Below are 20,507 nucleotides of genomic sequence, written 5' to 3'. Positions count from 1 at the left end.
TTGTCGAAAGCTCGTCGAACTCGTGTCCGGTCGTTGTTCGTGATTGCCTCGTGCGCAGGTCTAAGGGTGCCATGCCGGGTGCCTCCCGCCGGCATCGGCATGGGGGCTGTGACAGGGCGCACGACACCGTACTGCGGCCCGGCGCCCGGGAGGCCGGTCAGGCGGGGACGCCCGCGCCCGCCAGGTTCTCGATCATCCGGTGGGAACTGGGCCCGACCAGGGCCGCCCACTCCTCGGGCGCGCCGGTGAGCCAGGCGGCCGTGCGGGCGGCGAAGCCGGGCACGTGCCGGCCCAGGTCGACCAGGGCGCGGTCGAAGCGTGTGGCGCCCTCCGGGGTGCGTACGAGGAGCAGTCCGATGCGGTGGACGAGGTCGCGCAGGTCGTCGCCGCCGTTGCGGGCGGCGGCGTTCAGCAGCGCGTCCAGGACGTCGGTGTCGTGTTCCCGGGCGAGGAGCGCGTCGCGCAGTTCGCGGCGCAGCGGACGCGAGGCGGGCACGCCGGGCGGGCTCAGGATGCCGGCGAGGGCGCAGCGCAGCCGTACCGGGCCGTCCTCCAGCAGGCCGGTGACCAGCGGCAGGAGCACGGGCCGGGCGGCGGGGCCGCGGTCGAGGCGCTGGTCCGCGTAGGCGGCCACCTGCCCGGCGAGTTCCGGCCGCTGCCGCGCGGCCCGGCACACCAGCGCGGCGACCCGTCGGGCCAGGCCGGGCGGGGTGGCGTCGGCCAGGGCCCGTAGCGCCTCCTCCGCGTCGGGCCGCTCCAGCCGGGCCGCGAAGGCTCCGAGGACCGGCTCGGGGTCGGTCAGGAGGGCTCCGGCCAGCGCGTCCGGTGAGAACCGCGGGTCGCCCGCCGCGAAGTGCTCCAGCGCCCGGGGGAGGTAGCGGGCCCGGGTGTGGGGGTCCTGGACGAGGAGGGCGAGGGCGCCGCCGTGCGGGGCGCGGTCGGCGGGGCGGGCGAGCAGGGTGAGGGCGGCGTAGCGCAGGAGGGCACGGTCGCCTGCGGTGCTCACGTGCGGTGCGACGCGCAGTCCGTGCGCCACCGCCGCGCTCCGCCGGGCGGGCCGCTCGTCGCGGGCCCACCGGTCGACGGCCCGGCACACCGCCGACGGTTCCTCCTCGGTCAGGACGGCGAGCAGTTCGTCGGCCCTCGGGTGCGCACGCTCGACGAGGACGTCCGTCAGCTCGTCCAGGGCGCCGTGGCGGTGGGTGTGCAGCAGTGCCTGGGCGGCGGTGGCGACGGTCGCGTGCGGGGTGGCGGGCAGCGGTTGTTCGTCGTCGAACCAGCGGGCCAGCTGCGGTTGCACGGCGGTGGGGTCGGCGGCGAGGAGTGCGGCGACGGCGTCCAGGAAGCGGGGCCCGGCCTCGCACGGGGGTCGGTCGGCGTGGACCAGCCGCCGCAGCAGGGCGCAGCGCGTCTCCTCGGGCAGGCGCAGGCCGGTCCAGAAGGCGGGCCCGAGCTCTTCCGGCACGGGCCGCTCCTGGCGCCGCCAGGCCACGATCCGGTCGGCGAGCAGCCGCAGCACCTCCGCGTAGGGCGCCGCGTCGGGCAGGGCCGACAGCGTCCCGGTGAGCAGCCGGGCGGCCCACCAGGAGCGTGGATCGGCGTCCAGGGCGTGCACCAGGTCGGCCAGGCGGGAGGCCGGCCGACCGGCGCCGTGCTGGCGGGCGAGGCAGAGCAGGGCCTGGACGACCGGCCCGATGCGGTGGTGCGGCACGGGGTCGCACTGCGCGTCCTCGCCGCGGTGGACGAGGACGTGCAGGGCGTCGTCGAGGTCGAGGTGCGTGCCCTGGAGCCAGTCGGCGAACCCTTCGTGCGCGAAGCGGTATCCGGCTCCGGCGGGCACGAGCAGGCCCTCGGCGAGCGCGGCCGACGCCCAGCCCGGGCAGCCGCCGAGCCGCGCCGGGGCGGGCCCCCACGGGAACACCTCCTCGAACGCCTCCCGGTCGAGGTCCCCCGACCCCGGGCCGAGGCCGCGCCGGGCGGCCTCGTGCACCTGTCCGGCGACCTTGGCGGCAAGCCGGCGTACGGCCGTGCCGTGCAGGCCGCTGCCGGCGGCCAGCCGGGTGGCGATGCGCAGGGACACCAGGTCCAGGTAGGCCGTGAAGACGTCGTGCCGGTCGATCGCGGCCCTTTCCGGGGGCGCGGAGCCGGCCGCCAGGACCTCGGCGAGGAGACCGAGGGCCTGGGGATTGCGGGCATCGGCCGGGACGAGGGCGTGATCGGGGATGCCGAGGCTCCGGCGCGCCTCCCGGGCCTCGTCCTCGGTGAGGTCGCCGAGCCGCACACACTGGTCCGCGGGGAAGGGCGCGGTCTCCCAGTACTCCGTCCGGCACGCCACCATCAGCCGGCTTCCCGTTTCCCGCAGCCACCGCGCGGTCTCCTCCGCCCAGTCGGTCATCCGGCGGGCCAGGGCCGGTGGCATCTCCTCGGGGCCGTCGAGCAGAAGCAGCAGGGGGCGGCCCAGGGAGCGGGCGAGGTGGGCGAGGCGCTCGGGCGTGATGTCGCCGAGGTCGGCGCAGGCGGAGGCGGCCGCCACGGCGGGGGCTGCGCGGTCCAGCGCCCGGCGGGCCGCGTCCGCCACCGACGCGTCGCCGTCCCGCAGTTCGCAGCCGCGCAGCCACAGCGTGGGCTGCGCGGCTCGCCGGCGCCGCGCGGCGAGCGCGGCGAGCTCCGTCGTCCGGCCGCTGCCCGGTGGTCCGACGAGGCCGAGCACGGCCGACGGGCCTTCCATGAACGCGGTGAACTCGGCTGCCACGGCAGCCCGTTCGACCGGTGGCGGGACGCCGGGGCCGTCGGGCGGGCCCTCCAGCGCCAGCGAGGCGCCGGTCAGCTCCAGCACCCCGGCCGGATTGAGGTCCGCGCCGTACGCGGGGACCGTCGCCGCGTTCTCGGCGAGCAGCTCGCCCAGCGGTCCCGCAGCTCCCGGGATCCGGGCTCGCAGCGGTACGGCGAACCCGACGTCGCGGTGGTCGGAGCTGAGCGCGGTGCCGAGGACCGCGACGACGGCACCGGTCCCGGCGTCGAGCACCGGGCCGCCGGCCGCTCCGCCGCCCAGCCGCAGCGCGTCCCGCCCTGCTGTGCCGACGGCCACCTCCAGCACGTCGTCGAGGCGGTGGAAACGGTCCGTGGCCGCGTACGTCACGGTGGCCGGGCCCAGTACCCGCGCCTCGCGCCAGCCACCGGCGGCGATCCGGACGTAGGCGCCGGTCCCGGTCCCCTCCCGCACGGTGACGGGCAGCGGAGGCACTCCGAGTCCCTCGGTCCGGACGAGGGCCAGGTCCAGCGCGGGCAGCGGGGTGACCGCGTCGGCGGACACCACCCGGCGGCGGTCCCCGGCGCCGTGCAGGACGAGCCGGGGCAGGCCGTCGACGGCCTCGTGGCTGGTGATCAGCGTGCCGTGGTGGTCGGCCAGGAAGCCGGTGCCGCGGGGGCGGCCGGCCAGGTCGTGGATCCGGACGAGGGCGTCCGCAGGGACCGCCCCGTCCTCGGTTCCCGCTGTTCCGGGGCGGTCCGGGGAGCCTTGTGGACTGTCGTCCGTCTCCCGTGACCCGTTCCGCGACGCCATCGTCGAGCCTCCCCGCCGTACACCCGTGCCCTTGTGTTCGACAGTAGGGGCGGGATGATCAGCGGGACAGATCGCTCTGCGAAAGCGCCCCCTTCCGCTCCCCCGGTTCACTCCGAGCGCCTGCACGGACGGGTGAAGGAGAGGGGGCGGCTGGATACACCCTAGGGGTGGGGGAACCGAGGGGGACCGTGGAGCGGCGGCAGTGGAGGTACCCCGTGGCCGCCGCTCCACGGGCGGACACCCGGCCCCCCGTTTCCTCCGTCAGGCGAAGACGGCCAGGCTCTTGGCCTTGCCCCGCTGCTCCTCGACGAGCGCGAGGAAGCGGCCCTCGGGGTCGAAGACGGCGACGGGGCCGGCGCCCGCGTACGTCTCGGGCATCTCCAGCCGCACACCGTTGGTGAGCAGCTTGGCCCGCCGGGCGTCGACGTTCCAGCGGGGGAACGCGGCCGTGGCGGCCTCGGCGATGGGCATCACGGTCAGCTCCTGCTGGAGCTGGTCGAGCGTGCGGGCCGCGTCCAGCTTGTAGGGGCCGACGCGAGTGCGGCGCAGGGCGGTGAGGTGACCGCCCACGCCCAGGCCGGCGCCCAGGTCACGGGCCAGGGCCCGAATGTAGGTGCCGGAGGAGCAGACGACCGAGACGACCAGGTCGAGTACGGCCGTGCCGTCGTCGGCGACGGCGTCGCGGACGTCGTGCACGCCGAAGGAGGAGACCGTGACGGGCCGGGCCGGGATCTCGAACTCCTCGCCCTCGCGCGCCCGCTTGTAGGACCGCACGCCCTTGATCTTGATGGCGCTGACCTTGGACGGCACCTGCATGATCTCGCCGGTCAGCTCGGCGATGCCGGCGTCGATCGCGTCGCGGGTGATCTTGGAGGCGTCCGTGGCGGAGGTGATCTCCCCCTCGGCGTCGTCCGTCAGGGTGTTCTGCCCGAGCCGGATGGTGCCCAGGTACTCCTTCTCGGTCAGCGCGAGGTGGCCGAGGAGCTTGGTGGCCCGCTCGACGCCGAGGACGAGGACGCCCGTCGCCATCGGGTCGAGGGTGCCTGCGTGCCCGACGCGTCGCGTCCTGGCGATGCCGCGCATCTTGGCGACGACGTCGTGCGAAGTGAAGCCCGACGGCTTGTCGACGATGACAAGGCCGTCGGGCGTGGTGTGCTTCTGGGTCATTCGGCGCTGTCGTCCGTCTCGTCGTCCTCTTCGGGCTTGCGGTACGGGTCGGCCTCGCCGGCGTACTTGGCGCCCGCGGACGCCTCGCGCACCTTCTCGTCGGACTGGCGCGCCTTGTCGAGGAGGTCCTCGATGGTGCGCGCGTTGTCCGGGAGGGCGTCCATGACGAAGGCCAGGGTCGGCGTGAACTTCACACCGGCGGCCCGGCCCACCTCGGAGCGCAGGATGCCCTTGGCGCTCTCCAGGCCGGCGGCGGCCTCCGCGCGCTCCTCGTCGTCCCCGTACACCGTGTAGAAGACGGTCGCCTCCCTGAGGTCACCCGTGACCCGGGTGTCCGTGATGGTGACGTGCGAGCCGAGCCGCGGGTCCTTGATCCCGCGCTGCAGCTTCTGGGCCACCACCTCTCGGATGAGGTCCGCCAGCCTCTTAGCCCGCGCGTTGTCGGCCACTGGTCCGTCTCCTTAAGTGCTTACTCGTTGCTTCAGTCTTCGTCGCTGTGGAGCCTGCGTCGAACCGAGAGCAGTTCGACCTCGGGCCGCCCGGCGACGAGCCGCTCACAGCGGTCCAGTACGTCGGTGAGGTGTCCCGGCTCCCCCGAGACCACCGCGAGCCCGATCTCGGCCCTGCGATGGAGGTCTTGGTTCCCCGTCTCCGCCGCACTCACCCCGTACTTGCGCTGGAGTTCGGCCACGATCGGGCGGACGAGAGAGCGTTTTTCCTTGAGCGAGTGGACGTCGCCGAGGAGCAGATCGAAGGACAGAGTCCCCACGTACATGTGTGTATCCGGATGTCCCGCCGGTTCGGGGTACGGGCGCCATGCTTCGACGCGAATACGGGAACCGTACACGCAACGGCCGGGGCCGATCGACGGAATAAGTCCCGTCGATCGGCCCCGATCGTGGCTCAGGTCAGACGCGCGGCTTCTCGCGCATCTCGTACGTCGCGATGACGTCGTCGACCTTGATGTCGTTGAAGTTGCCGAGGTTGATACCGCCCTCGAACCCTTCGCGGATCTCGGTGACGTCGTCCTTGAAGCGACGCAGACCCTCGATGTTGAGGCTCTCCGCGACCACCTTGCCGTCGCGGATGAGGCGCGCCTTGGTGTTGCGCTTGACCTCGCCGGAGCGGATGAGAACACCCGCGATGTTGCCCAGCTTGGACGACTTGAAGACCTCGCGGATCTCCGCCGTACCGAGCTCGACCTCTTCGTACTCCGGCTTGAGCATGCCCTTGAGGGCCGCCTCGATCTCCTCGATCGCCTGGTAGATGACCGAGTAGTACCGGACGTCGACACCCTCGCGCTCGGCCATCTGCTGCGCACGCCCGGCGGCGCGCACGTTGAAGCCGATGACGATGGCGTCGGAGCCCATGGCCAGGTCGATGTCGGACTCCGTGACCGCACCGACACCACGGTGCAGGACGCGGATGTCGACCTCTTCGCCGACGTCCAGCTGGAGCAGCGAGGACTCGAGCGCCTCGACGGATCCGGAAGCGTCACCCTTGATGATCAGGTTCAGCTGCTGGACCTCGCCGGCCTTCAGCACCTTGTCCAGGTCCTCCAGCGACACGCGGCGCGTGCGCTTGGCGAACGCGGCGTTCCGCTCGCGGGCGGCGCGCTTCTCGGCGATCTGACGGGCCGTACGGTCCTCGTCCACCACCAGGAAGTTGTCGCCCGCACCCGGGACGTTGGTCAGGCCGAGGACCTGAACCGGCGTCGACGGGCCGGCCTCGGCAACGCTGTTGCCGTTGTCGTCGTGCATCGCCCGGACTCGGCCGTACGCGTCGCCGACCACCATGGTGTCGCCGACTCGCAGGGTGCCGCGCTGGACGAGGACCGTCGACACGGCGCCACGGCCGCGGTCGAGGCGGGACTCGATCGAGATGCCCTGCGCGTCCTGGTGCGGGTTGGCCCGCAGGTCGAGCGAGGCGTCGGCCGTGAGGACCACGGCCTCCAGCAGGGAGTCGATGTGCAGACCCTGCTTGGCGGAGATGTCGACGAACATCGTTTCGCCGCCGTACTCCTCGGCCACCAGGCCGTACTCGGTCAGCTGACCGCGCACCTTGGTCGGGTCGGCGCCCTCGACGTCGATCTTGTTGACCGCGACGACGATCGGGACCTCGGCCGCCTTGGCGTGGTTGAGCGCCTCGACCGTCTGCGGCATGACGCCGTCGTTGGCCGCGACGACGAGGATCGCGATGTCCGTCGACCGCGCACCACGGGCACGCATGGCGGTGAACGCCTCGTGACCCGGGGTGTCGATGAAGGTGATCTTGCGCTCTTCTTCGTTGACCTCGGTCGCGACCTGGTAGGCACCGATGTGCTGGGTGATGCCGCCGGCCTCGCCCGCGATGACGTTCGTCTTGCGGATGGCGTCGAGGAGCCGGGTCTTACCGTGGTCGACGTGACCCATGACGGTGACGACGGGCGGGCGGACCATCAGGTCCTCCTCGTCGCCCTCGTCCTCGCCGAACTCGATGTCGAAGGACTCGAGGAGCTCGCGGTCCTCCTCCTCCGGGCTGACGATCTGAACCGTGTAGTTCATCTCGTCGGCGAGGAGCTGCAGCGTCTCGTCGGAGACGGACTGCGTGGCCGTGACCATCTCGCCGAGGTTCATCATGACCGCGACGAGCGACGCCGGGTTGGCGTTGATCTTCTCCGCGAAGTCGGTGAGCGAGGCACCGCGCGACAGGCGAACAGTCTCGCCGTTGCCGCGAGGCAGCATCACACCGCCGACCGACGGGGCCTGCATGGCCTCGTACTCCTGGCGCCTCTGCCGCTTCGACTTGCGACCACGACGCGCGGGACCGCCGGGACGGCCGAAGGCACCCTGCGTGCCACCACGGCCACCGGGACCGCCGGGACGACCACCGAAGCCGGGACGGCCACCGCCGCCGGGACCACCGGGACGACCGGCGAAACCGCCGCCACCGCCACCGGGACCACCGGGACGACCGGCGAAACCGCCACCGCCGCCACCGGGACGACCGGCGAAGCCGCCGCCACCCGGGCGACCGCCGCCGCCACCGGGACGACCGCCGCCACCGGGACCGCGGCCGCCGGGGCCACCGCCGCCGGGACGCGGGCCGGCAGCAGGACGCTGCGGCATCATGCCGGGGTTCGGACGCGCACCGCCGGGACCGCCGCCGGGACGCGGGCCGCCGCCCTGCGGGCGGGGCATGCCGCCCGGGGTCGGACGCGCGCCGCCCGGAGCCTGCGGACGAGGACCGCCGCCGGCACCCTGCGGACGGGGACCGCCCTGACCCTGGCCCTGCGGACGCGGGGCACCGCCGGGGGCACCGGGGCCGCCCGGACGCGGGGCGCCGCCCGGACGGGGCGCCTGCGGGCGCGCCATGCCGGTGGAGCCACCAGAGGTGAACGGGTTGTTGCCCGGACGGGGACCCGCCGGACGGGCACCGGGACGCGGGGCGCCGCCACCCGGACGCGGAGCGCCGGGACGGTCGCCACGCTCACCACGGCCCTGGCCGCCCTGACCGCCCTGGCGCGGAGCACCCGGACGCGGCGACTGGCCGGCCGGACGCGGGGCGCCCGGACGCGAGCCGGAGCCCTGACCCTGGCCCTGGCCCTGCCCCTGAGAGGCGGCCGGGGCGGCGGGCGCCGACGGGGGCGCCGTGAACTCGGGCGCGGTCGGAGCCGGGGACGCCGGGGCGGGCCGCGGCGCGGGCTTGGGGCCCGGGGTGGGACGGGGGCCGGGAGTGGCCGGCGCGGCCGGAGCCGCGGGCTTCTCGGCCGCTGCCGGCTTCGGGGCCGGCGGGCGCGGGGCGGCCGGACGGGCAGCCTGCGCGGGAGAGGGGGCGCCCGGCTTCGCCGGGGCAGCCTTGCGGGCAGGGGCGGGCTTGCCGCCTCCGCTGCCCTGCTGGAGGGCGTCCGTCAGCTTGCGTACAACAGGCGCTTCGATCGTCGAAGACGCCGAACGGACGAATTCACCGAGTTCCTGGAGCTTGGCCATGACGACCTTGCTCTCGACGCCGAACTCCTTGGCGAGTTCGTAGACCCGGACCTTAGCCACTTCGCTCCTTTGAGGTCCGGGTTGCGTCCGGACCGTCGCTAGTTCATGGGCGTACTCATCGCGTACTCATCGAGTGCTCATCGCAATCTCGACCTGCTTTCGACTCGCGAGGTACCTAGCCGCACGGGGTTCCGTACGGCACGTCTTACCGTGTTGCCTGCTCGGCAACTGTCGTCTGCTCGACGTATCGGCGCAACGCCTTTGTGTCGAGCGGTCCCGGGACGCGCAGTGCCCTCGGGAACGCTCGGCGGCGTACCGCCTGGTCGAGACAGACCGGAGCGGGGTGAACGTACGCACCCCGGCCGGGCAGCGTACCGCTTGGATCAGGAACGCATGCGTCCTTGATCGTCACGATCCGCAACAGCTCGGTCTTGGCCGCTCGCTCCCGACACCCCACACAGGTGCGTTCAGGGCATGCTCGGGCGCGCGTCCGGCCAGACACCTTTAAGTCTACCTCCCCGTGCGCGCCTCACCCCTTTGGGGCAGGATTCGAACAGTTGGCGCGCATGAACCTGTCGTGATCTGAACGGCCCGCGGCTTGGATCTATTCCTCGGAGCCGTTCCCGGCCGGTTCCGTGTCCGGGCGGATGTCGATCCGCCAGCCGGTCAGCCGGGCCGCGAGACGGGCGTTCTGCCCCTCCTTGCCGATGGCCAGGGAGAGCTGGTAGTCGGGCACGGTCACCCGGGCCGACCTGGTCGCCATGTCCACGATCTCCACCTTGGAGACACGGGCCGGGGACAGCGCGTTCGCCACCATGTCGCCCGGGTCCTCCGACCAGTCGACGATGTCGATCTTCTCACCGTTCAGCTCGCCCATGACGTTGCGTACCCGGCCGCCCATGGGGCCGATGCAGGCGCCCTTGGCGTTCAGACCGGAGCGGGTGGACCGTACGGCGATCTTCGTGCGGTGACCGGCCTCACGGGCGATCGCGGCGATCTCCACCGAGCCGTCGGCGATCTCCGGCACCTCCAGGGCGAAGAGCTTCTTCACCAGGTTGGGGTGCGTGCGCGACAGGGTGACGGAGGGCCCGCGGACGCCCTTGGCCACCCGGACGACGTAGGAGCGCAGGCGCATGCCGTGCGGGTAGGTCTCCCCCGGCACCTGCTCCTGCACCGGCAGGATGGCCTCGAGCTTGCCGATGTCGACGAGCACGTTCTTCGGGTCGCGGCCCTGCTGGACCACGCCGGTGACGATGTCGCCCTCACGGCCGGCGTACTCGCCGAGCGTCGCGTCGTCCTCGGCGTCGCGCAGGCGCTGCAGGATGACCTGCTTGGCCGTGGTGGCGGCGATACGGCCGAAGCCGGACGGGGTGTCGTCGAACTCGCGGGCCTCCTGGCCCTCCTCGAGGTCGTCGGGGTCCTCCTTCGCCCACACGGTCACATGGCCGGTCTCCCGGTTGAGCTCCACGCGCGCGTGGCGGCGGCTTCCCTCGGTGCGGTGGTAGGCGATGAGGAGGGCCGACTCGATCGCCTCGACCAGCAGGGAGAAGGAGATCTCCTTCTCCCGAACCAAGCCCCGCAGGGCGCTCATGTCGATGTCCACGGCTACGCCTCCTCTTCCTTCTTGTTGTCCTTGCGGCTGAACTCGACCTGGACACGCGCCCGGACGATGTCGTCGAAGGCGATTCTGCGCGCGGTGGCCTTGCGGCCCTTCACTCCGGGCACCTCGGTGTCGACACCCTCGTCGTCGACCTTCAGGATCCTGGCGACCAACTCGCCGCCCTCGGACAGCTGGAACTTCACCAGCCGGTCCGTGGCGCGGACGTAGTGCCGGTGTTCCGTGAGGGGGCGCTCAGCGCCCGGGGTGCCCACCTCGAGGGTGTACTCGCCCTCGCCCATCGCGTTCGTCTCGTCGAGCTTCGCCGAGAGCGCGCGGCTCACATCGGCGATCAGATCCAGGTCGGCGCCCGTGTCCGAGTCGACGACCACGCGCAGCACACGCTTGCGTCCGACGGAGTCCACTTCGATCTCTTCGAGGTCCAGGCCCTGAGAGGTGACGAGGGGCTCCAGCAGCTCTCGCAGCCTCTCGCTCTGGGTGGTGCTCATCCGGGTGACTCCTCGGCCGCGTGTGCTGTTGTGGGATGGGGCGCGTGTCTGGTCAAAGGGTATCCGGTCGCGGGGAGTGTTGCCGTCCACCCGGTCACGAACGGTGCCGCTGAGTGATGCCGGGCGGAGGCACGGGTACCGTGATCACGGGCATGCAGCCCTTGCACTCCCTTCCTTCTCGCATGTTTCTCGAAACGAGCCCCCGAGGACGTCTGACGTGCCCTTTCCCTCATCGCCGCGTGCCCGCTCGGGGCCGCGCAGAAGGAGTCTGCTCGCCGTCGCCCCGGCGGCCCTCGCCCTGACGGGCTGCACCGGCGGGGACTCCGGCGGACCGGCCGGCGAGGACTCGTCGGCGGACCGGGCACGCGCGCGGGCGGCCCGGGACAGCGAGGGCCTGGTGGAGCGCTACGACGCGGTGATCGCCGCCCGTCCGGGGCTCGCGGGCCGGCTGGGGCCGCTGCGCGAGGAGGTCGTACGGCACGCGCGGGCGTTCGGCGGTGGCCGGAAAGCATCGCCCTCGGCGTCCTCTTCCCCCTCTCCTTCGGTGACCTCGCCGGCCTCGGCCTCCCCGTCCGCGGCCGTGCCGGGGAACGACAAGGACGCCCTCGCCGGGCTGGCCGCGGCGGAGCGGGAACTCGCCGACCGGCGGACCAAGGCGCTCGGCGAGGTCCCGGGTGAGCTGGCACGCCTGCTGGCGTCGGTGGCGGCGGCCGGGGCCGCGCACGTGTATCTGCTGACGGAGGGTGAGGCGTGAGCGAGGAGAAGGACCGGGAGCTGCGCGCCCTGCAGGCGGCGCTGGCGGCCGAGCACGCGGCGGTGTACGGCTACGGCATCGTCGGCGGGAGGATCGGCGACGGGCAGCGCACCGAGGCACGCACGGCGTACGACGCGCACCGGGCGCGCAGGGATGCGCTGGTGCGCGAGGTGAAGGACCTGGGGGGCCGGCCGGTGGCCGCGTCCGCCGGTTACGCGCTGCCCTTCCAGGTGCCGGACTCGGCGGCGGCCGTGCGGCTCGCGGCCGAGCTGGAGGACCGGGTGGCGGGGGTGTACTCCGACCTGGTGCGCGCGGCGGGCGGCGGGCGGCGGACGCTGGCCGCCGAGGCGCTGCGGGAGGCGGCGGTGCGGGCGGTGCGCTGGCGCGGCGAGAGCGTAGCCTTCCCTGGGCTCGCCGAGCGGGCCGGCACGGCCCCGCCCTCGGCGGCGCCGACGGCGTGACCCGGGCCGGGCACGCACCGCGGACAGCACGAAGGGAACGACTCGCGCATGGTTTTCGAACCGCCGAAGCGTCTGGTCAGGGCGCTCGGTGAGACGGCGCCGGACGGTGACGACTGGCTGGAGAAGCTGCCCGAGGCGGCGCAGCAGGCCGTCGCGCTACGCGAGTTGACCGTGGAGCGGGTGCAGGTGCCCGGCGGGCGCAGCAGCCTGGTCGTCCTGGTGCGGGCCGCCGACGGGACGCCCGCCGTGCTCAAGCTGGCGCCGGGCCGGGCCCGCCCGGAGGCCGAGCGGGCCGCGCTGGCGCACTGGGCGGGGCGCGGTGCCGTGCAGCTGCTGGAACCCTTCTCCGCGGAGGGGGTCCTGCTGCTGGAGCGGCTGCATCCGGACGTGTCGGTGCGGTCGCTGCCGGAGGCCAAGGCGTTGCTGGAGGCGGCGGGGACGCTGCGGCGGCTGTGGGTGGAGCCCCCCGCCGACGTCCCCTTCGAGACCGTGGCCGACCGGACCGGGCGGCAGGCCGAGGCGATGCGGGCACGGGCCCAGGCCGACCCCGAGGTGGCCCCGCTGGTCGACCTGGCGCTCGCGGCGCGCGAGGAGCTGCTGGCCGCGCCGCCCGAACACCGGCTGCTGCACGGCACGTTCCGGCAGAGCAAGGTGCTCGGCGCGGAGCGGATGCCGTGGCTGGCCGTGGGGCCCGACCCGGTGGTCGGCGAGTGCGCCTTCGATCTGGCCCGGCTGGTCCGGGACCGGGTGGAGGACCTGATCGCCCAGCCGTCCGGCGCGGCCACCACCCGGCGCCGGGTGAAGCGGCTGGCCGAGTCCCTGGACGTGGACCAGGAGCGGCTGCGGGGCTGGACCCTGTTCAGGGCCGTGGAGTCGGGCGTGCGGGCGGGGCGGGTCGGACGGCCGCGCGACGCGGAGCTGCTGCTGGAGTTCGCGAGCTGGCTGTAGGGCGTCGGGGAGCCCGGCTGCCGCGCCCGGAACCGCCGGCCGGGACGTCGTCCTCGCGTACCGGGCGGACTGATTTCGGCCAGTCCGCCCGGCCCTGTCGGTGCTGTGCCGTGCGGCGTCGGTGCTACGCCGTGAGGCGGGCGACGGCCTCCTCGACCGTCAGCTCCTCGCGCTCGCCGGTGCGGCGGTCCTTCAGCTCCACCACGCCGTCGGCCGCGCGTCGGCCGGCCACGAGGATCTTCGGTACGCCGATCAGCTCGGAGTCCGTGAACTTGACGCCCGGGGAGACGCCGGGGCGGTCGTCGACCAGGACCCGGACACCGGCGGCGGCCAGCTTCCCGGAGATGTCGAGGGCCAGCTCGGTCTGCAGGGCCTTGCCGGCGGCGACCACGTGGACGTCGGCCGGGGCGACCTCGGCGGGCCAGCACAGGCCCTTGTCGTCGGCGCTCTGCTCGGCCAGGGCGGCCACCGCGCGGGAGACGCCGATGCCGTAGGAGCCCATGGTGACGCGGACCGGCTTGCCGTTCTGGCCGAGGACGTCGAGCTTGAGGGCGTCGGCGTACTTGCGGCCCAGCTGGAAGATGTGGCCGATCTCGATGGCGCGGTCGAGGACGAGGCCCGTGCCGCACTTGGGGCAGGGGTCGCCCTCCTGCACGACGACGACGTCGACGTAGGCGTCGACCTCGAAGTCACGGCCCGCGACGACGTTCCTGGTGTGCGTGCCGGCCTTGTTGGCGCCGGTGATCCAGGCCGTGCCCGGGGCGACCCGCGGGTCGGCGATGTACGTGACCTTCTCCAGGCCCCGCGGGCCGACGTAGCCGCGGACCAGGTCGGGGCGGGCCGCGAAGTCCGTCTCGGTGACCAGTTCGACGGTGGCCGGGGCGAAGTGCGCCTCGACCTTGTCGATGTCGACCTCGCGGTCGCCGGGGACGCCGACGGCGACGATCTCGCCGTCGACCTTCACGAGGAGGTTCTTCAGCGTGGCCGAGGCCGGGACGCCGAGGGAGGCGGCGAGGGTCTCGATGGTGGGGGTGTCGGGGGTCGGGATGTCCTCGGCGGCCGGCACGTCCGAGGCGTCGACGGACGTCAACTCGTACGTGATCGCCTCGGTGTTGGCGGCGAAGTCGCAGTTCGGGCAGTCGGCGAAGGTGTCCTCGCCGGCCTCGGCCGGGGCGAGGAACTCCTCGGACTTGGAGCCGCCCATGGCGCCGGCCGTCGCGGCGCAGATGCGGTAGTCGAGGCCGAGGCGCGCGAAGATCTTCTGGTAGGCCTCACGGTGCAGGGCGTAGGACTTGGCGAGGCCCTCGTCCTCGGTGTCGAAGGAGTAGGAGTCCTTCATCAGGAACTCGCGGCCGCGCAGGATGCCGGCGCGGGGGCGGGCCTCGTCGCGGTACTTGTTCTGGATCTGGTAGAGGATGACGGGCAGGTCCTTGTAGGAGGACGCCTGGTCCTTCACCAGGAGGGTGAAGATCTCCTCGTGGGTGGGGCCGAGGAGGTAGTCGCCGCCCCGGCGGTCCTGGAGGCGGAACAGCTCGGGGCCGTACTCCTCCCAGCGGCCGGTGGCCTCGTAGGGCTCGCGCGGCAGGATGGCGGGGAGCAGGACCTCCTGGGCGCCGACGGCGTCCATCTCCTCACGGACGATCCGCTCGACGTTGGCCAGCACCTTCTTGCCGAGGGGCAGCCAGCTCCAGATGCCGGCGGCGGTACGGCGTACGTAGCCGGCGCGGACGAGGAGCTTGTGGCTGAGGACCTCGGCGTCGGCCGGGTCGTCGCGCAACGTCTTCGCCAACAACTGGGACATGCGCTGGACCGGTGCGTTCGCCATGGTTCCTCTGCTCCTGCTGCGTGTAGGTGATGGCAGGAGGTTATCCGGGGGGTGCGCGGGGGTGGAAATCGGTTATCCGCGGCGCAGGGGCAGAGGGGCACCCATGACGGCGTACGGCTTCGGCGCGCTCGGGAAGAGGACCTGGCGGGCCAGGTCCTGGTAGCCGAGGGAGCGGTACAGCGCGCGAGCGGGGCTGTCGGTGTCGATCGCGGAGAGGATCGAGCGGGGTTCGGCGGCGCCGTCGGTGATCGTGGTGATCAGGGAGCGTCCGAGGCCGCGGTTCTGGTACGCGGGGTGGACGTGCAGTTCGGTGATCACGAAGGAGTCGTCGAGCCAGTGGTCGTGGCGCAGGGCCCGGAGGTAGGGCTCGACGACGGTGGACCACCAGTGGGTGCGGTCGTTGGGCATGCCGTAGACGAAGCCGACGAGGGTGCCGTCGGCTGTGGCGCCGAGCGCCCTCGCCCCCGGGTAGGTCAGGTGGCGGAGGACGATCTGGCGGCGGACGGCTACCTCGTCCGGGCCTAGGCCGAAGGCCACGGCTTGGATGGCCAGCGCCTCGTCTACGTGGGCGGAGAGGTCGAGCGGGCCGATCACCAGGTCCATGCGGGGAGCCTACAGGGGGGTTTCGGTTGTCACCCGGGTGCCGGCTGTCTTCGGCTGAGCGCGCCCACGCGGCACAGGCGCACGTCGCATACAGCCCCGCGCCCCTGGGGGCATTTCAGAACAGGACGCTCATGAAAGCTCCCACTTCCTGGAAGCCCACCCTCTGGTACGTCCTCCTGGCCGCGGTGTTGAAGTCGTTGACGTACAGGCTCACGACCGGGGCGACGTCGGCGAGGGCGTAGCGCAGGACCGCCGCCATGCCGGGGGCCGCCAGGCCGGTGCCGCGGTACTCGGGGGCCACCCACACGCCCTGGATCTGGCAGGCGCGGTCCGTCGCGGCGCCGATCTCGGCCTTGAAGGCGACCTTGCCGTCCGCGTCGAAACGGGCGAAGGCGCGGCCGGAGCCGACGAGTTCGGCGACGCGGGCCTGGTAGAGCAGGCCGCCGTCACCGGCCAGCGGGGAGACGCCGACCTCCTCGGTGAACATCGCCACGCACGCCGGCATGATCGTTTCCATCTCGTCCTTGCGGACGCGGCGGACGTAGGGGTCCGGGGTGATGTCGGCCGGGAGGTGGTCGGCGACCATGAGCGGCTGGTGGCGGCGGACCTCGCGGGCCGGGCCCCAGTGGGGTTCCAGCAGCCGCCACAGGTCGGAGGTGGCGCCGGAGGGGCCGACGATGGAGGAGCAGCGGCGGCCGGCCCGGCGGGCACGGTCGGCGAAGGCGCGGACGGCGCGCGGGCCGGCGCAGATCGGGACCAGGTTGGCGCCGGCGTAACAGAGGGACGTGAGTATGCCGTCCTCGTACCAGCCCCACATCTCACCGCCGAGCCGCCACGGGTCGAGTCCGGCGATCTGCACGCGGGACGTCACGAAGGCGTTCGCGACCGGCTCGCGGTCGAGGACGTCGAGCGCGGCGTCCAGGTCGCTCGGTTCGAGGACCCGTGAGGTCGTCTGGGTCAACACGTGCGGGGGCCTCACACACTGGGGGCGGCTGGTCCCCGCACTATAGCTGCGCTGCTTGGGCGGGGCGCCTTCGAGCTCGGGGGTACTGGTCCGTGGGCGGCTGCGGGACTTTCCGTGGCTGGGTGCGGGACTTTCCGTGGCTGGGTGCGCGGTTCCCCGCGCCCCCGAGAAAGCCCGCCCCCGCCCACAGCGTGGAGAGGCTCAGCCCGCGACCGCCACCGACGGTTCGCCCGAGGTCACGCCGTCCGCCTCCATCTGCTCGGCCAGCTTCATGGCCTCTTCGATGAGGGTTTCCACGATCTTGGACTCGGGGACGGTCTTGATGACCTCGCCCTTGACGAAGATCTGGCCCTTGCCGTTGCCGGAGGCGACGCCGAGGTCGGCCTCGCGGGCCTCGCCGGGGCCGTTCACGACGCAGCCCATGACGGCGACGCGGAGCGGGACCTCCATGCCGGTGAGGCCGGCCGTGACCTCTTCGGCCAGCTTGTAGACGTCGACCTGGGCGCGGCCGCAGGAGGGGCAGGAGACGATTTCGAGGCCGCGCTCCTTGAGGTTCAGGGACTCCAGGATCTGGATGCCGACCTTGACCTCCTCGGCGGGGGGCGCCGAGAGCGAGACGCGGATCGTGTCGCCGATGCCCTGCGAGAGCAGCGCGCCGAAGGCGACCGCCGACTTGATCGTGCCCTGGAAGGCCGGGCCCGCCTCGGTGACGCCGAGGTGCAGCGGGTAGTCGCACTGGGCGGCGAGCTGCTTGTAGGCCTCGATCATGACGACCGGGTCGTTGTGCTTGACGGAGATCTTGATGTCGCGGAAGTCGTGCTCCTCGAAGAGCGACGCCTCCCACAGGGCCGACTCCACCAGGGCCTCGGGGGTCGCCTTGCCGTACTTCTGGAGCAGGCGCCGGTCGAGGGAACCGGCGTTGACGCCGATGCGGATCGGGGTGCCGTGGTCCCGGGCCGCCTTGGCGATCTCCTTGACCTTGTCGTCGAACTGCTTGATGTTGCCGGGGTTGACGCGGACGGCCGCGCAGCCGGCCTCGATCGCGGCGAAGACGTACTTCGGCTGGAAGTGGATGTCGGCGATGACCGGGATCTGCGACTTGCGGGCGATGGTCGCGAGGGCGTCGGCGTCGTCCTGCGTCGGGCAGGCGACGCGGACGATCTGGCAGCCGGAGGCCGTGAGTTCGGCGATCTGCTGGAGCGTCGCGCCGATGTCGGAGGTGCGCGTCGTGGTCATCGACTGCACCGAGACAGGGGCGTCTCCGCCGACGGCCACGGATCCGACCTGGATCTGGCGGCTCTTCCGGCGCTCGGCGAGCTTGGTCGGAACGGACGGCATGCCGAGAGAAATCGCAGTCATCTGCTGTGCAACCCCAAGTCGTGGATCAAGGTCCGGTCCCGTGAGCAGCGGGCTCCGAGCTTCGAGATTACGGCACATGCCTCGGCGCGGGCACATCCCACCCACCGTGCCACTCGATGGGAGGCGGCCCGGCGAAAAGCCTGCCGGGCCGCCGTGAACGCCGTATGACTAGGAGATTTTCACCGGGTTGACCACGTCTGCGATCAACACGAGGATCGTGAAGCAGATGAAGATCCCCGCGACGACGTAGGCGACCGGCATGAGCTTCGCCACGTCGAAGGGGCCCGGGTCCGGCCGGCGCAGCACCCTGGCGAGGTTGCGGCGCAGCGACTCCCACATAGCGCCCGCGATGTGACCGCCGTCGAGCGGCAGCAGCGGGAGCATGTTGAACAGGAACAGCGAGAGGTTGAAGCCGGCGACCAGCATCAGGGCCATGGCCAGCTGCTGGGTGGGCGGGATGTCGAGGGTGAAGATCTCACCGCCGACGCGGGCCGCGCCGACCACGCCCATCGGGGAGTCGGCCTCGCGCTCAGCACCGTCGAAGGCCGCGTTCCACAGCGCCGGGACCTTGCCGGGGAGGGCTGCCAGGGAGTCGACGGCCTCGCCGATCCGGTCGCTCATCCAGGTCACCGAGTCGCCGAAGTCCTGCTTGACCACGCCGGTGGCGGCGCTGAAGCCGAGGAAACCGGCCTGGACGTACTGGCCCTCGACGATCTGGCCGGAGGAGTCCTTCTTGGCGACCTGGTTCGTGGCGATCTTCGCGTGCAGGGTGACGTCCTGGCCGCCCCGCTCGACGACGATCGGCACCTCCCTGCCGGGGGTGGCGCGGATCAGGTCCGACAGCTTGTTCCAGTCGTCGGTCTTCACCCCGTTGAAGGAGACGATCTTGTCGCCCGCCTTGAGGCCCGCCGCGGCGGCGGGGGCGGCCGGGTCACCCTTCTCGCACTTGTCCCGGTTCTCGTTCTGCGCGATGACGCACTGGGAGACCGAGCTGACCGTGGTGGTCTGCTGGGTGATGCCGAAGCCCATCAGGACGGTGAGGAACAGCGCCACCGCGAGGACCAGGTTCATGAAGGGGCCCGCGAACATCACGATCACGCGCTTCCAGGGGGCGCGCGTGTAGAACATGCGGTTCTCGTCGCCCGGCTTGAGCTCCTCGTAGGCGGCGGTGCGGGCGTCCTCGATCATGCCGCGCCACGGGGAGGTGGAGCGGGCCTCCATCCGGCCGTCGGGACCGGGCGGAAACATGCCGATCATGCGGATGTAGCCGCCGAACGGGATGGCCTTGATGCCGTACTCCGTCTCGCCCTTGTTGCGCGAGAAGATCGTGGGGCCGAAGCCGACCATGTACTGCGGTACGCGGATGCCGAAGAGCTTGGCGGTGGACAGGTGCCCCAGCTCGTGCCACGCGATCGAGGCGAGCAGGCCGACCGCGAAGAGGACTATGCCGAGGATGAACATCAGGGTCGTCATGCACGGGCCTCCGCCGTCTGTGCCGCCAGTTCCCGGGCCCGGGTCCGCGCCCAGGTCTCCGCTTCGAGGACGTCCGACACGGTGAGTGAGGTTCCCGTACGCGGGGTGCCGTGCTCCTCGACCACCCGGGTGACGGTGTCCATGATCCCGTTGAAGGGCAGTGCGCCCTGGCGGAACGCCTCGACGCACTCCTCGTTCGCCGCATTGAACACCGCCGGGGCGGTGCCCGCGAGCTCGCCCACGTGCCGGGCGAGGTTCACCGAGGGGAAGGCCTCGTTGTCGAGCGGGAAGAACTCCCAGGTCGAGGCCTTGCTCCAGTCGAAGGTGGGCGCCGCGTCCGGCACGCGCTCGGGCCAGCCGAGGCCGATGGCGATGGGCCCGCGCATGTCGGGCGGGGTCGCCTGGGCCAGTGTCGATCCATCCGTGAACTCAACCATCGAGTGGACATACGACTGGGGATGCACGACCACCTCAATGCGGTCGAAGGGAATGTCGTAGAGGAGGTGTGCCTCGATGACCTCCAGGCCCTTGTTGACGAGGGTCGCGGAGTTGATCGTGATGACCGGGCCCATGGCCCAGGTGGGGTGCGCGAGGGCGTCCTCGACGGTGACGCCCGCGAGCTCGGCCTTCGTACGGCCGCGGAAGGGGCCGCCGGAGGCGGTGACGACCAGCTTGCGGACATCGGCGCGGGTGCCGGCGGCCAGGGCCTGGAAGAGGGCGGCGTGCTCGGAGTCGACCGGGATGATCTGCCCGGGCTTGGCGAGGGCCTTGACCAGCGGGCCGCCGACGATGAGCGACTCCTTGTTGGCGAGCGCGAGGGTGCGGCCCGCCTCCAGGGCGGCGAGGGTCGGGGCGAGTCCGATGGAGCCGGTGATGCCGTTCAGGACGGTGTGGCAGTCGGAGGCCGCGAGCTGTGTGGCCGCGTCCGGGCCGGTGAGGAGCTCGGGGAGCGGCTCGCTCGCGCCGTACTGCGCGGTGAGCGTTTCGCGCAGGGCGGGTACGACGTCCTCGCGGGCCACCGCGACCGTGCGCACGCGCAGCCGGTACGCCTGCTCGGCGAGGAGCGCGACCCGGCCGCCGTTGGCGGACAGGCCGGTGACCCGGAACCGGTCCGGGTTGCGCAGCACGAGGTCGATGGCCTGGGTGCCGATGGACCCGGTGGAGCCGAGGATCACCACGTCCTTCGGGCCACTTCCCGCTACGGGGTCGTAGACGAGGTGGGGGTCGGCGAGGGGGGCTGGACTGTCGCTCATTGCTCCATTGTTGCCGTAAGGCCGGTGTGTGAGGACAGCGCATCCCCCTCCTGGGGGCGCGCGC

The 20,507-nt window shown here is 72.5% G+C and carries 17 protein-coding genes; 3 read left to right on the top strand and 14 right to left on the bottom strand.

The genetic code is table 11. The annotated features are described in order from the left end of the window. Positions 1-157: 157 nt before the first annotated feature. The 8 genes from QOL88_RS28930 to rimP all read right to left on the bottom strand — a co-directional run bounded on the left by QOL88_RS28930 (position 158) and on the right by rimP (position 10,803). The gene (locus QOL88_RS28930) at positions 158-3,562 is read right to left on the bottom strand and encodes a trypsin-like peptidase domain-containing protein (RefSeq protein WP_097221193.1); all 3,405 of its coding nucleotides are present in this window, start codon (positions 3,560-3,562) and stop codon (positions 158-160) included. Positions 3,563-3,823: 261 nt separating this feature from the next. Then, positions 3,824-4,729, bottom strand: coding sequence for a tRNA pseudouridine(55) synthase TruB (gene truB / locus QOL88_RS28925; protein ID WP_097221191.1), 906 nt, complete (start codon positions 4,727-4,729; stop codon positions 3,824-3,826). Then, positions 4,726-5,178 carry a 30S ribosome-binding factor RbfA gene (gene rbfA / locus QOL88_RS28920; RefSeq protein WP_097221190.1) on the bottom strand — a complete coding sequence of 151 codons (453 nt, stop codon included), beginning with the start codon at positions 5,176-5,178 and terminating at the stop codon, positions 4,726-4,728. Before rbfA ends, truB begins: the two co-directional genes overlap by 4 nt. Positions 5,179-5,210: 32 nt before the next feature. Beyond that, positions 5,211-5,504, bottom strand: a complete 294-nt coding sequence (locus QOL88_RS28915; protein WP_097221188.1) for a DUF503 domain-containing protein — start codon at positions 5,502-5,504, stop codon at positions 5,211-5,213. Between the two features lie 133 nt (positions 5,505-5,637). Further along, positions 5,638-8,757, bottom strand: coding sequence for a translation initiation factor IF-2 (gene infB / locus QOL88_RS28910; RefSeq protein WP_097221186.1), 3,120 nt, complete (start codon positions 8,755-8,757; stop codon positions 5,638-5,640). Positions 8,758-8,902: 145 nt separating this feature from the next. Then, positions 8,903-9,199, bottom strand: coding sequence for a YlxR family protein (locus tag QOL88_RS28905; RefSeq protein ID WP_097221184.1), 297 nt, complete (start codon positions 9,197-9,199; stop codon positions 8,903-8,905). 102 nt (positions 9,200-9,301) lie between these two features. Beyond that, positions 9,302-10,300, bottom strand: coding sequence for a transcription termination factor NusA (nusA, locus tag QOL88_RS28900; protein WP_031111413.1), 999 nt, complete (start codon positions 10,298-10,300; stop codon positions 9,302-9,304). A gap of 2 nt (positions 10,301-10,302) precedes the next feature. Next, positions 10,303-10,803 carry a ribosome maturation factor RimP gene (rimP, locus tag QOL88_RS28895; RefSeq protein WP_031111412.1) on the bottom strand — a complete coding sequence of 167 codons (501 nt, stop codon included), beginning with the start codon at positions 10,801-10,803 and terminating at the stop codon, positions 10,303-10,305. Positions 10,804-11,020: 217 nt separating this feature from the next. Between rimP and QOL88_RS28890 the strand changes: the two genes are divergently transcribed. Genes QOL88_RS28890 through QOL88_RS28880 form a run of 3 tightly spaced genes read left to right on the top strand, consistent with a single transcriptional unit; the run spans position 11,021 to position 12,966 of the window. Continuing rightward, positions 11,021-11,557, top strand: a complete 537-nt coding sequence (locus tag QOL88_RS28890; protein ID WP_097221182.1) for a hypothetical protein — start codon at positions 11,021-11,023, stop codon at positions 11,555-11,557. Continuing rightward, positions 11,554-12,018 (top strand): ferritin-like domain-containing protein, encoded by a 465-nt coding sequence (locus QOL88_RS28885; protein ID WP_097221180.1) that lies wholly within the window; start codon positions 11,554-11,556, stop codon positions 12,016-12,018. The genes QOL88_RS28890 and QOL88_RS28885 overlap by 4 nt, the downstream gene beginning before the upstream one ends. Before the next feature lie 48 nt (positions 12,019-12,066). Beyond that, positions 12,067-12,966 (top strand): aminoglycoside phosphotransferase family protein, encoded by a 900-nt coding sequence (locus QOL88_RS28880; protein ID WP_097221178.1) that lies wholly within the window; start codon positions 12,067-12,069, stop codon positions 12,964-12,966. A gap of 124 nt (positions 12,967-13,090) precedes the next feature. Here the strand turns inward: QOL88_RS28880 and QOL88_RS28875 are convergent, their stop codons facing one another. From QOL88_RS28875 to dxr, 6 genes are all read right to left on the bottom strand, one after another. Continuing rightward, a complete protein-coding gene (locus QOL88_RS28875; RefSeq protein WP_097221176.1) occupies positions 13,091-14,791 on the bottom strand; it encodes a proline--tRNA ligase in 1,701 nt (566 codons plus the stop codon). A gap of 72 nt (positions 14,792-14,863) precedes the next feature. After that, positions 14,864-15,394 carry a GNAT family N-acetyltransferase gene (locus QOL88_RS28870; RefSeq protein WP_097221174.1) on the bottom strand — a complete coding sequence of 177 codons (531 nt, stop codon included), beginning with the start codon at positions 15,392-15,394 and terminating at the stop codon, positions 14,864-14,866. A 115-nt stretch (positions 15,395-15,509) separates the two neighbouring features. Next, complete coding sequence (locus QOL88_RS28865; RefSeq protein WP_097221172.1) at positions 15,510-16,358, bottom strand: GNAT family N-acetyltransferase; 849 nt, start codon at positions 16,356-16,358, stop codon at positions 15,510-15,512. A 201-nt stretch (positions 16,359-16,559) separates the two neighbouring features. After that, positions 16,560-17,717: a flavodoxin-dependent (E)-4-hydroxy-3-methylbut-2-enyl-diphosphate synthase gene (gene ispG / locus QOL88_RS28860; RefSeq protein WP_031103460.1), complete on the bottom strand. Its 1,158-nt coding sequence runs from the start codon at positions 17,715-17,717 to the stop codon at positions 16,560-16,562. 168 nt (positions 17,718-17,885) lie between these two features. Then, positions 17,886-19,190, bottom strand: coding sequence for a M50 family metallopeptidase (locus tag QOL88_RS28855; RefSeq protein ID WP_502961621.1), 1,305 nt, complete (start codon positions 19,188-19,190; stop codon positions 17,886-17,888). Continuing rightward, on the bottom strand, positions 19,187-20,443 hold the full coding sequence (gene dxr, locus QOL88_RS28850; RefSeq protein ID WP_097221170.1) for a 1-deoxy-D-xylulose-5-phosphate reductoisomerase: 1,257 nt from the start codon (positions 20,441-20,443) through the stop codon (positions 19,187-19,189). Before dxr ends, QOL88_RS28855 begins: the two co-directional genes overlap by 4 nt. Between the last annotated feature and the right edge of the window lie 64 nt (positions 20,444-20,507).

This window comes from Streptomyces sp. Ag82_O1-12, assembly GCF_900182715.1.
GTDB lineage: Bacteria > Actinomycetota > Actinomycetes > Streptomycetales > Streptomycetaceae > Streptomyces > Streptomyces massasporeus.
The sequence above is the reverse complement of the archived record's forward strand: the minus strand, read 5'-3'. Positions and strand labels throughout refer to the sequence as shown.